The 11,567-nt window shown below is 44.2% G+C and carries 11 protein-coding genes; 2 read left to right on the forward strand and 9 right to left on the reverse strand.

Annotated features, from left to right (window positions below; all coding sequences use genetic code 11):
* Positions 1-101: 101 nt before the first annotated feature.
* Positions 102-416, reverse strand: a complete 315-nt coding sequence (locus tag LCD32_RS02710; protein WP_003214053.1) for a YerC/YecD family TrpR-related protein — start codon at positions 414-416, stop codon at positions 102-104.
* 528 nt (positions 417-944) lie between these two features.
* On the reverse strand, positions 945-2,687 hold the full coding sequence (locus tag LCD32_RS02715; RefSeq protein WP_041093185.1) for an adenine deaminase C-terminal domain-containing protein: 1,743 nt from the start codon (positions 2,685-2,687) through the stop codon (positions 945-947).
* Positions 2,688-2,812: 125 nt separating this feature from the next.
* On the opposite strand from LCD32_RS02715, the gene LCD32_RS02720 reads away from it, so the two are divergent.
* Positions 2,813-3,034 (forward strand): DUF2892 domain-containing protein, encoded by a 222-nt coding sequence (locus LCD32_RS02720; RefSeq protein ID WP_008344274.1) that lies wholly within the window; start codon positions 2,813-2,815, stop codon positions 3,032-3,034.
* A 195-nt stretch (positions 3,035-3,229) separates the two neighbouring features.
* On the opposite strand, the gene LCD32_RS02725 is transcribed toward LCD32_RS02720, so the two are convergent.
* From LCD32_RS02725 to LCD32_RS02740, 4 genes are read right to left on the reverse strand one after another with little or no spacing between them, the layout of a single operon-like run.
* Positions 3,230-4,495: a peptidase gene (locus tag LCD32_RS02725; protein ID WP_224562685.1), complete on the reverse strand. Its 1,266-nt coding sequence runs from the start codon at positions 4,493-4,495 to the stop codon at positions 3,230-3,232.
* A 14-nt stretch (positions 4,496-4,509) separates the two neighbouring features.
* A complete protein-coding gene (locus tag LCD32_RS02730; protein WP_025206868.1) occupies positions 4,510-5,175 on the reverse strand; it encodes a 3-oxoacid CoA-transferase subunit B in 666 nt (221 codons plus the stop codon).
* Positions 5,151-5,837 (reverse strand): CoA transferase subunit A, encoded by a 687-nt coding sequence (locus LCD32_RS02735; protein ID WP_224562689.1) that lies wholly within the window; start codon positions 5,835-5,837, stop codon positions 5,151-5,153. The genes LCD32_RS02730 and LCD32_RS02735 overlap by 25 nt, the downstream gene beginning before the upstream one ends.
* Positions 5,838-5,849: 12 nt before the next feature.
* On the reverse strand, positions 5,850-7,214 hold the full coding sequence (locus tag LCD32_RS02740; RefSeq protein WP_224562691.1) for an aspartate aminotransferase family protein: 1,365 nt from the start codon (positions 7,212-7,214) through the stop codon (positions 5,850-5,852).
* A gap of 191 nt (positions 7,215-7,405) precedes the next feature.
* On the opposite strand from LCD32_RS02740, the gene LCD32_RS02745 reads away from it, so the two are divergent.
* Positions 7,406-9,064, forward strand: a complete 1,659-nt coding sequence (locus LCD32_RS02745; RefSeq protein ID WP_224562701.1) for a PucR family transcriptional regulator — start codon at positions 7,406-7,408, stop codon at positions 9,062-9,064.
* Here the strand turns inward: LCD32_RS02745 and ablB are convergent.
* From ablB to purD, 3 genes are all read right to left on the reverse strand, one after another.
* Positions 9,059-9,904: a putative beta-lysine N-acetyltransferase gene (gene ablB / locus LCD32_RS02750; protein WP_224562704.1), complete on the reverse strand. Its 846-nt coding sequence runs from the start codon at positions 9,902-9,904 to the stop codon at positions 9,059-9,061. The two genes, LCD32_RS02745 and ablB, sit on opposite strands and share 6 nt — an antisense overlap.
* A gap of 15 nt (positions 9,905-9,919) precedes the next feature.
* The gene (locus tag LCD32_RS02755) at positions 9,920-10,114 is read right to left on the reverse strand and encodes a hypothetical protein (RefSeq protein WP_061418199.1); all 195 of its coding nucleotides are present in this window, start codon (positions 10,112-10,114) and stop codon (positions 9,920-9,922) included.
* A gap of 167 nt (positions 10,115-10,281) precedes the next feature.
* Positions 10,282-11,556: a phosphoribosylamine--glycine ligase gene (gene purD / locus LCD32_RS02760; protein ID WP_224562718.1), complete on the reverse strand. Its 1,275-nt coding sequence runs from the start codon at positions 11,554-11,556 to the stop codon at positions 10,282-10,284.
* Positions 11,557-11,567: the final 11 nt, after the last annotated feature.

An 11,567-nucleotide genomic window follows, 5' to 3' on the forward strand; every position in this document is an offset into this window, starting at 1 on the left:
TTCATTTAGCCAGTCCTTGTTTGTTTTTTCAGCGCTCTTCATAAAAAAACTGTAAACAACGCCATTCTTGTTGAAAAGGATTGTTTACAGTGAAAGCTGTTTTATTTTGTTTCGTCATTTGCCTGCTGTTCTGCTACGCGGTCAAGTGCCATTGTATAGGCATCGTTTCCGTAGTTCAAGCAGCGTTTGACTCGTGAGATGGTTGCAGTGCTTGCACCTGTCTCCGTCTCAATTTTATGATACGTGTTTCCCTCGCGAAGCATACGTGCTACTTCAAGACGCTGTGATAAAGATTGGATTTCATTGATGGTGCACAAATCATCAAAAAATCGATAACATTCTTCCAGGTCTTTAAGGGATAAGATGGAGTTGAATAACTGATCTAAGCTTTTGCCCCTTAATTTATCAATTTGCATCTTTATACATCTTCTCCTTTACTATTGGCACCGCTTCGCACTGACTTTTCCGAGAAAGCGGTATCTTTCCTGACTCATTTTTTTCAACCTCAGCAATGAGCTTTGAACGAATCATGACAGGTTTGTTTATACGCTGGAAATGCCGTCAGTTCTTTCGTAAGCCGAAGCTTCTTTATCGTATACAAATTCGACAAGTTCTGTCATTTTCCTTGTTCGACAATCTGACAAACTTGTTTGCTTCCGATATCCAGACCACTTCTGCTTCATTAGGTCTGCCCTAAAAATACAGGCTGTGCGAAAAGCTCGACGAGATCGCAAACATGCGCCCCGCCTCACTCAATGATTCAAAATATGTTGGTCGGCCAGCGTAACCGACAGATTCATTTTACAATTGGGCACTTCATTCGTCATGTCAAAGCCCTATGCTTTGTCACCATATCTAGCAGCGAAGAGATCTCTTGCTTACTCCTGCCCTATAACAGCGGTCAGAAATCTAGCAAATATGATACAGCTCCACTCTGTTATATTTTAACGCATTATAGACGGAAAGAGTACAGTTTTTTTCATGACATCAAATATTCCTCTTGGTGTCACTCGAATATACGGCAAGTGTGTGCTTTGGAAAAAGACAAGTGTATCAATTGGGCAGTCAAATGGATACCCTCGCTCAATGAGTAGCTCGCGTAACGTTTGCTCCTGCTGAAGAACCGTTTCAAACGGTTCAGCTGATGCACAGCCTGATAATTGCAGCGGGATTTCATGCAAAATCTTTCCGTTTTCTGTGAGCACAATTCCACCGCCAATTTCTTTCATTCGCTTATGAGCAAGCATCATATCATCTTTATTTTTCCCAATCACTAAAATGTCACCAGTGGTTGAAAATGAGCTGACAAACCCTTGCACCTTGTTTGCAAATCCTTTTAACATTGTGTTCACGCGCCACTCGCCTTTTCGATCAATCAGGCTGAAGAAGCTTTGATCATGGTCACAGGACAGCTGGTTGACAGAGTTATCAATCTCCACTGTATAGGGCTCCATGATGACGGCATTTCGCATTTTGACACCAAGCGGCATTGAGAATTGCAAGTCACTCATCGTCAGGTCATAGCTTAAGTCTAATGGTTCAAGCCCGCCATTTTCCCATTTTGTCTCTTGGAATTGATGCTGGTTCTCCCCCTCTAATTTCAGGATAACCCCTTTAGAAATCACCGTTTCTGGATTTGGATTCATCGGATCATCTAAAATATTCAAAGAAGCCAATCGGCCAGGACCGACCACGCCTAATAAGTCATCAATTTGATAGTATTTCGCAATGTTAAAAGTCGCCATATTGTACGCATCAATAGTAGGCACGCCTTCTTCAAGGGCAATGGAAATGAGACGATTGATCATGCCTTCTTCATAAAAGTGAGGCGCTGATCCATCTGTTGTATAGAAAAAGTGATCGTAGTGCCTAAAGTCACGCTCATGCAATTCCCTTAAAATGTTCACTAAATCTGGGCGGATGGAAGAATGACGCAAGGACACATGATAACCTAGAGACAAGCGTTTGAGCACATCGTCTGCATTCATTGCTTCATGATCACTGTCCGCTCCAAACAGCTTCATTTTTGTTAGCGTTTTCTCAGAAGCCCCAGGGAAATGCCCTTCAATTCGTTTTCTCTGCTTCTTCGTTTCTTGCATGCAATATAAAATGAGATCATCACCGTCCATTAATCTTGGCCAGCTCGTTAATTCGCCGCCTTGAAGGACGTCGGGATGATCAATCCATTCTTTCCGATAGTTAATAGGCAGCATCTCATCTTCATACCTGACCTCGGTTTGAAGATCGTATCTGGACCACCAGAAATACTGAAATGGCTGCTTTTTTAATTCGCATAGAGTGGAAAGCGCTTTCTTTTCATTGCTTTGCAAAAGAAGAAATAAGTTATCGCTGACCATTGTTGTTGTGCCAAATTGAGACACATATTCTGCAAGTGATTGGGGATTATAAATATGGAACGGATGCGCGTGAGGTTCAATATACCCCGGCACAATGTATTTACCTTCACAATCAATCACACGTTTAGCTGATTTATTTTGAGGAAGCTCTGCTCCGACATAAACAATTCGATCATCATGTATCCAAATATTTGCCTTCACCCATTGCTTCAAAAACGGGTTTAGCACGAGTCCATTCGTTAAAAGGAGTGTTGGAACTATTTTTGAGTCGACTACATCGATTTGTGTGCGGATGTCATTGTTTCTCCAATTAAAAGTACGTTCGGACATTCACATACTCTCCTTCATTTGTATTAGCCCTATCGTAACATAACGAACCACGTTACGCATTAATGAAACGTTACAATTTCTTGAAATCACACTTAAAATAATTTAAAAAAGGAGAATTACTTGCAATGAAACCTAATCTTGGCTTAATGGAAGCGCTCATGAGAATTGCCTGCGGAATGACGATATGTACTGTAGCTGGATCCTTATATGCTCGAAAACCATGGAGTAAAATGCTGCTTTTTGGCATCATGCTCGGCGGATTAAAATTGGGTTCTGGTATTCTTCGTTTTTGTCCAGTGACCTATATGTGTGAACAGCAGAATACACATAAAGAGAAGGCTGAGTAGACAGCCTTCTTCAGATTGTTGACAAAGAGCTAAAATGAATTTTATTTTAGCTCTTTGTCTTCCTTTCAGCGTGACATGAAAACCTTTGAAGTCTAGGAAGGGCGAGCACCGGCGCACAGACCTGACAACGAATGCGAGGGTTTATCTGCACGCTGGAGAAGGCTGAGTAGACAGCCTTCTTTTTTTGTGTGTGAATCACTCCGCTGCTTCGCACCATTTGACCAACGTACCAGCAATGATTTCTGCTGCTTCAATGACATGTTTGATCTCAATAGATTCATTCGGGAAATGGGCAAGCTCTGTCGTTCCAGGTCCAAACACAATGATTGGGATATCCGCTGCTTGTGACAGTAATCCGCCGTCTGTCCCCCAAGGGGCGGCTTCCACCTTTGGCGGGTGCTGCATGACCTCTTCATATTGTTCCTTCAATAGACCTAAAAGCGGGTGATCAGAGTCGATTGACCCTGGAAGCCATCTAGCACCAAACCACTCCACCTCCACAGGATGTTCTTGAAACCAATCATCATTTTCAGCGAGTCCAGTCATCCAATTTTCTAATTCCTTCTCTGCCTGCTCAACTGTCTCACCTGGCATCACACCAAGCCTGCCTTCCATTGTGACAAGATCTGCGACAGAGGACGGCCAATCACCGCCTTGAATTTTCCCAATGTTGATTGGAATTGGAATCGGAATATGCTGAAACAGCGGCTCCGTCACTCGCTGATTTCTTTCTTTTTCTAGTGCCGCTATATGAGAAAGGACCACCGTGCTCTTTTCAATAGCAGAAACACCGTGATACCTTGTTCCGCCATGAGCTGCCCTTCCTTTAATATGCAGCCTGAACCACTTTGATCCTTGCTGAATCGGAAAAATGTTCATATGACTTGGCTCTGGAATGATGGCAGCATCCGCTGTGTACCCTTTCATTATTGCTGCAAGTGTGCCTGCTCCGCCGCTTTCCTCTTCGACGACACTATGAAACACCACATCTCCTTTCAGGGGAATCTGAAGCGCATGCAGTGCCTCAAGCGCAAAGAGTAAAGAAACGTTTCCACCTTTCATATCTGTTGCCCCGCGTCCATAAAGTCTCCCGTTTATGATATGCCCGCTGTAAGGCGGATATGTCCATTGATTCGTATCTCCTGCCGGAACCACATCTACGTGCCCGTTTAATAAAATCGATTTGCCGCCACCTTTTCCTTTCAATCGCCCAGCAACGTTGGGACTCCCCTGAAAAGATCGGCGCGGGGAATAAAAATAAGGATGCTCTAGTAATTCATCGCCGCCAATTTCCCAAACGTCTACATCAAAGCCAATGGCGGACAGTTTATTGGCCACGATCTGCTGCACGTCTTCTTCATTTCCTTGGGTGCTGTCACATTGCACCATTTGCTGAAGAAGCGTAACGGCTTCATTCTGATGTTCTTTCATCCAGTTTCTGATACGTGTCATTGGCTGCAAGTCGTTCATCCTTTCTACACAACAGATTTGACATCAGGCGCTAAAATTAATGGCGCTTCAGTCGCCCTTATGACATCTTCCGGCTGAAATGGCGGCATGACTTCACGTAAAATGAGCAGCTGAGACTTGACCTCAATGACCGCCATATCCGTAATAATCAAATCGACACACGCTTTAGCGGTTAAGGGCAATGTACAAGCCGTTTTCACTTTAGATCGACCGTGTTTATCCAGATGGCTCATCACCACTACCACTTTTTTCGCTTTTTGCGCCAGCTCAATCGCTCCGCCCATACCCGGTACTCTTTTCCCCGGTACAATCCAATTGGCAAGATCCCCTTGGCTGCTTACTTCAAGTGCACCCAAAATCGTCATATCCAGCATGCCTTTTCGAATGATGCCAAAAGCAGTCGTACTGTCCATGTACGAGCCGCCCTTTGTTAACGTAATGGGAAAACCGCCCGCATTGCATAAATTCGGATCTTCTTCCCCTTGCAAAGGCGAGGCTCCTGCACCCATAATGCCGTTTTCTGCATGCAGCCACACCTCGTAATGTGATGGAATGTAATCTGCTGCTAGGGTCGGAATGCCGATCCCAAGATTCACAATCATGCCATCTTCAATTTCTTGTGCTGCTCTTTTGGCAATGCGGTGTCTTAAATCGATGTCTCCCATGCCCATGTCCAGTTCACTCCTTTTGATTGCACGATTTGATTCACAAATACGCCTGGCGTCACGATTTCTTCTGGATCGAGCTGCCCCGCTGCCACAATTTCTTCTGCCTCCGCAATGGTCCAGTCTCCTGCCATCGCCACAATCGGGTTTGTATTCCGTGCGCTTTTATCAAAAATGAGGTTTCCCACTTCATCTGCTTTGTAGGCATTGACGATGGCAATATCCGCTGTGAGCGCAGGCTCCAACATATAATCCTTCCCATTCAGTTGAACCAATTGTTTCTCATCGAGATTCAGGCTATCCATCCCAACATCTGTCACAATGCCCGCCAGACCCATTCCGCCTGCTCTGATTTTTTCTGCAAGAATGCCCTGCGGATAAAAATGAACGTCTAATGTACCAGCCTGCATTTTCTGTCCGGCAATGGGATTTGAGCCGATATGAGAGGCGATGATTTTTTTCACTCTTCCTTCTGTGATGAGCCGGCCCACACCAATTTGCGGGAAACCTGCATCATTTCCGATCAATGTCAGATCTTGAATATTTGCTTCCAAAATGGCATCAATCAACGATGGTGGTGAACCCACGCCGCCAAATCCGCCAAACATGATGGTCATGCCATCTTTTAATCGCGTCATCACTTCATCCAACCCCACAGTTTTATTCATGTTCGTTCCTCCTTACATAGCAGATGGGAAAAACCCTCGATTGATTACTTCTTGTTCGACTTGTGTGATGGTCTGGCCGAATTTATCAATCAGTTCATCCATTTCCTGCTGTGTGATGGAAAGCGGCGGTGCGATCATAACCGCTGCGCCTCCGACTCCATCCTCTCCAGCGCTCGCTGGATACACCAACAGTCCATTTTGTTTTGCCGTTTCAACAACGAGATTGGTTATCTGAGCACGTGCAGGAAATGGCGTTTTGGATAAACGATCTGCGACAAACTCAATGCCAATCAGCAATCCCTTCCCTCTCACATCTCCTATGATGGAATGATTGACTTGCAGATCTTTTAAAGCATTCATCAAATATCGCCCAGAAAGGTCAGCCCGATCGGGAAGCTGATGCTTTTTCATATATCGAATGACCGCTAATGAAACGGCTGCTGAAAGCGGATTGGCACTATATGTGTGCCCTGCCATGACAGAGCCGGAGCCGCTGATAATCGGTGCCATCACACGATCCGTTGAGACAACTGCTGCAATTGGAGAATAACCTGCGCTCATGCCCTTTCCAAGAACCATGATATCTGGTACCGTGCCCCAGTGTTCCATCGCAAACATTTTCCCAGTTCGTCCAAAGCCCGTCATGACTTCATCTGCAATCATTAAAATGTCGTTTTCTTCACAGACACGCTTCATCGCTTCGAAATATCCGTCTGGCGGCAGGAGCGCCGCTCCCGCTGCGCCAACAATCGGTTCGGCGATCAATGCGGCAATCCTCTCTTTTCCTATACGCTGGATGACGGTTTTAAATTCCTGGACATACCACTCGACCTGCTTGCTGTCTTCCTTTGGAAGCCATGACCTGTAGCTATAGGGCGGTGACAGCACTGGATGCTTTTCAAGCAGTGGTTCAAAACGCTCTCTCCTTGCAATATGACCTGACATTGACAGCGCCCCTAATGTAATACCGTGGTAACTCATCCATCTTGAGATGATATGATTTTTTTCCGTCTTCCCCTGCTCTTGCCAATGCTGTATCGCCATTTTCATAGCAGTTTCCGTTGCCTCTGAACCGCTCCCTACAAAAAAAGACCAGTTCAGATCACCTGGGCAAAGTGTACTCAATTCATACGCTAGTTCTTCCGCTGGTTCATTCGTAAATTGTGATCTGTACGTAAAGCTCACCTTTTTCGCTTGCTCTGTCATCGCATCAATAATCTCTTGTATGCCATGTCCAATACTTGCCGTGACTGCCCCTGATGAGCCATCTATATATTTTTTTCCGTCCCGATCATATAAATAAATCCCCTCTCCTCTCACAGCCACAGGATATTGCTGATTTAACATCGGTTTGATTAAGTAATCCCGGGTCTCCACTTTGTCATTCCTCCCTCTCTTGTCAGCAGCTGCACTTATCTTTTTACATGAATCGCAAGAAAATTTTGTATACTTGGTATAAGATTAGCTTAATCAAGAGGGCAGTCATCCTCCATTCGCCATATGCCCGAATTTCACACGTGTTTTTTATACATGGTGTATAAGAGTGTTCAAAAGGAGGTCATGAGTCTATGGCGATTCTCGTCAAAGATGCACTCTCGCTCGATATGATGAAAGAAACCAAACTGCTTGCTGGAGAAAATGGACTGGATCGTCTTATCCAGTGGGTGACCATTGTGGAAATTATTGAAGACACATCTAGACTTTCCGAAGGAGAATTACTTGTTACAACTGGATTTGGGCTGACAGAAAATAAAGAAAGACGCATCCGGCTTGAAAAATTGATTCAATCTCATCGTCTTTCAGCCATTGCCATTTATAAAGGCGTGTACTTAACGGAAATTCCCGCATCACTCATTGAAGCCGCCGAAAATAGCGGTATTCCGCTCATCGAGATTCCGCCCCATGTCAATTTTTCAGACATCACAAAAGCCGTTCTAGAACAAATCGTCAGCAGTCAGCTCCATCAGCTCAAATATTCTTCCGCGATTCATCAAAGACTGACCCATTTAAATGTGAGCAATAAAAATGTCACGCAAATTACGGATGAACTGGCACATCTCACAGCGGCAAATATCGTCGTACTGGATGTGTTTTTGCACCAAACAGCCACTCATCTCGAAACAGACGAAGTGACCTATTCCCCTGCTTTTGGCTTTCTAACAGATGACGAACCGATTGAAACCTCTTCTCTGCTCAAGCAGGCAGAGGAAAAAGGCCGGCTCGTCTATGACACATATGGTGCGTTTGTTCTAGCAGCATGCCCTGTGATTGCAATGGGGGATATTTTCGGGTTCATTGTGGCGTTAAAGAAAAAAGAGACGTGGCACCATCTCGATGCCATCGCCATTGAGCATGCCGGTGCGGTGTATGCGATTGAATGGTTGAAACAAAAAGCCATTCAAGATACAGAAAACCAAATGCAGGGGCATTTATTGGATGATATGCTGCAACAGCAATACACAGAAGAAAGTTATGTCATCGAACAAGCAAGAAAGCTGCAATATGATATGAGCGAAGAACAAGTCGTCATCTACTTTCAATTTCAGCATCAGCACACACAGCTCGACCATCAAATGGTGCAGCGCCTATCCCAATTGCTCACATCCATTTTTGAACGCAGACAAATTCCTTTTTTATTAAAGGCAAGGCTTGATTCCATTTTCGTCTTGACACCCGCAGGGAAAAGCACGTATCAAGAAACAAATTGGTATCGCGCATCAGAAGAATGCTGCAGTACTTGGTCTTATTTTTTCCCCGTCCATCCCATTGTGATTGGCATCGGAAGAGCCTACGACCAGATCAGTCTCTTTGCTAAAAGTGCAAAAGAAGCCCAGTATGCAGCAAGGCTCCTTCCTCTTTTGAAAACAGATGACAGTATCATTCATTATCAGAAGCTCGGTCTATATGGGATGCTGCTTGAAATGAACGAAGCCGGAATGAATTTGCATGACTTTTACGTGGAGCTGTTAAGCCCGCTGCTTTATACAAAAAAACAAGGAGCTGACCTGATTCATACACTCGAAGTGTATTTGGCACATAATGAAAATATTCAAAAGTCAGCGGGGGAATTGTTTATTCACCGGCATACGTTAAGCTACCGGTTGAAACAAATTGAAACGAGAACAGGCTGCAGCCTCAAATCCACTGATGATCGGATGAAGCTGCAGCTGAGTATCATGGCGTACCGCCTATCTGGTCTGCTTGATCAGATGAGAACCATCTCATGATTCATTTGGCGTTTTGACCCATAGATTCATATCTTCAATTTTGTCAAAAATATAGCAGTTGTTTTGAAAGCGTCCGGTGTATGTATACCCGAGCTGATAAAATACTTGATTCATTCCATAGGACAGTGCACGGGCAAGAGAATAAAAGACATAAATGTGCATGGATTGAAGCTCTTGTTCGAGGGCTAGAATCAAATGATGCATGAATCCTAGTTTTCTGTATGTGGGAAGGGTTGCACAATCTGTTAATTCTGCATGACCATACGGTACATTGATTTCAGCAGAAGCGGCACTTACAAGTTGACCGTCATGTTCAACGGCATAAAAAACCGTCCCTTCCTCCATTACCTTTTGGATGTAATTTGGCTCATTCATTGGCGTGGGGTACGTTTCAAAGACCGTATCATAGAGCACTGCCAGCTTGTGCACATCCTCTGGACTGGCTTTCCTCATCACATACTCATCCTGCCACACGCCTTGGTCTGTTTTGATCGGCTTTTCTTGAATAGACGTAACGATTTCATCTTCCTTCAGCCAAAACGGGCTGTTCATTCGATCTTCGGTCAGAAAGAGCGACATGCCGTATGCATCACTTCCGAGAAAATAATGAGAAAACACCCCTTCAAGCCGAAAGCCTTTTTCTAAAAAAAGCGGCATATGCTCACGCCTTACTTTTACAATGACCTTAGACGCCTTGCAGTCCGCCGCTTCCTGAAGCACGGACTGAATCACATCACGCACCCTGCCGCTATAATCATCCAAACGAATTCTCTCGTTAAATGGATCCATACAGATCAAAGCAGAAAAACGCTCGTTTGCAAGTTTCTTCAATTGCACCATACACTCATTCCCCTCTTAGCTAATAAAAAACTTCCAAATTAAAAATGAAGAAATAGCAATGCCAGAAAAAATGGATAGGATCATATAACTAATGGCTACGCCTTTTTTCAATTCATTCATCTTAATGGCAGTCAAAAAGACGTTATTTATGGCTATGAGAAATAAAATAAGCATGAATAATACACCAATGATATATGTTTTAATAACCATGTTTTAACCACCATTCATTTCCTTTTATTTTGATTGTATCCTTTTATTTACTTTATTGAAAGTGTGTAATTGCTTCAAAGTAAAAAACACCTTCGAGTTTCAGTAGATGACTTCTCTACACACAAACTAAAGGTGTTTTTTTCTAACACTTATGGCAAAATGCTCGCTTAAAAAGTTTTCCCCGCAGCCTTCAGCGCACGGGCGCCAATGTCACGGCGATAAAATAAACCTGGCTGAATGATTTCTTCAACCGCTTCATACACTCTTGATCTTGCTGCTTCAAATGTGTCGTCAAATGCGGTCACATTTGCTACACGGCCGCCATTTGTGACAAATTGATCGTTTTCCTTTTTTGTTCCTGCATGGAAGGTCACGACATCAGAAACCGTTGTTTGCAAAGCACCGATTGGTGTGCCTTTTGCGTAGTCTTCCGGGTATCCTTCTGATGCAAGAACGACACTGACAGCGGCTGTGTCTTTCCACTGCAAGTCCACATCTTTTCCATCTAGAATGTCGAGGAATACTTGGACTAGATCTGATTCAAGACGAGGGAGTACTACTTGCGTTTCAGGGTCGCCAAAGCGTGCATTGAACTCAATGACTTTTGAGCCTTCTGGTGTTAGCATTAAGCCCGCATATAAAATGCCTGTAAACGGACGCTCTTCCTGCACCATCGCGCGAGCTGCTGGTTTGACGACGTCTTCCACCGCTTTTTGTACGACTTCATCAGAAATTTGTGGAACCGGTGAATAAGCACCCATCCCGCCGGTGTTTGGTCCTTTGTCATCTTCAAATGCCCGTTTATGATCCTGTGCGATCACCATCGGATACACCTTTTCTCCATTGACAAAGGCCATCAGAGAAAACTCTTCACCTGTTAAAAATTCTTCAATGACAACCGATGCACTCGCATCGCCAAACTTTTCATCCTCTAAAAAGTCATGCAGGCAGTTGATCGCCTCTTCAAGTGTCATTGCCACAGTCACACCTTTTCCTGCGGCAAGTCCATCTGCTTTAATGACAATTGGAGCACCCTTTTCTTCCACATATGCCTTCGCTTCTTCAAACGATGTAAAAGTGGCATAAGCGGCTGTCGGGATCTCATAATTTTTCATTAAGTCTTTTGCAAATTCTTTTGAGCCTTCAATGACTGCGGCTTTTGCATTCGGTCCAAATACCTTTAGACCTGCTTCTTCAAATGCATCGACGACACCTGCAATTAAAGGAACCTCTGGACCGACAATTGTTAAGCCAATGTTATTGTCTTTTGCAAAACGAATTAACGCCTCATGATCGCCCTCGTCGATCGGTACAAGCTTCGCAGCGTCTGTCATTCCATCATTGCCGGGTGCGACAAATACTTGGCTGACAAGTTCGCTTTGATTCACTTTCCATGCGATGGTATGCTCTCTTCCACCTCTGCCGATAATTAATACGTTCACACTGTCATCCC

The organism is Bacillus sp. RSS_NA_20, from assembly GCF_020165915.1.
In the GTDB taxonomy this organism is placed as follows: Bacteria; Bacillota; Bacilli; order Bacillales; family Bacillaceae; genus Bacillus; species Bacillus altitudinis.

Coding starts and splice junctions, on each gene's coding strand:
- LCD32_RS02710 (WP_003214053.1), bottom strand. CDS start 416: ATGCAAATTGATAAATTAAGGGGCAAAAGCTTAGATCAGTTATTCAAC.
- LCD32_RS02715 (WP_041093185.1), bottom strand. CDS start 2,687: ATGTCCGAACGTACTTTTAATTGGAGAAACAATGACATCCGCACACAA.
- LCD32_RS02720 (WP_008344274.1), top strand. CDS start 2,813: ATGAAACCTAATCTTGGCTTAATGGAAGCGCTCATGAGAATTGCCTGC.
- LCD32_RS02730 (WP_025206868.1), bottom strand. CDS start 5,175: ATGGGCATGGGAGACATCGATTTAAGACACCGCATTGCCAAAAGAGCA.
- LCD32_RS02735 (WP_224562689.1), bottom strand. CDS start 5,837: ATGAATAAAACTGTGGGGTTGGATGAAGTGATGACGCGATTAAAAGAT.
- LCD32_RS02745 (WP_224562701.1), top strand. CDS start 7,406: ATGGCGATTCTCGTCAAAGATGCACTCTCGCTCGATATGATGAAAGAA.
- ablB (WP_224562704.1), bottom strand. CDS start 9,904: ATGGTGCAATTGAAGAAACTTGCAAACGAGCGTTTTTCTGCTTTGATC.
- LCD32_RS02755 (WP_061418199.1), bottom strand. CDS start 10,114: ATGGTTATTAAAACATATATCATTGGTGTATTATTCATGCTTATTTTA.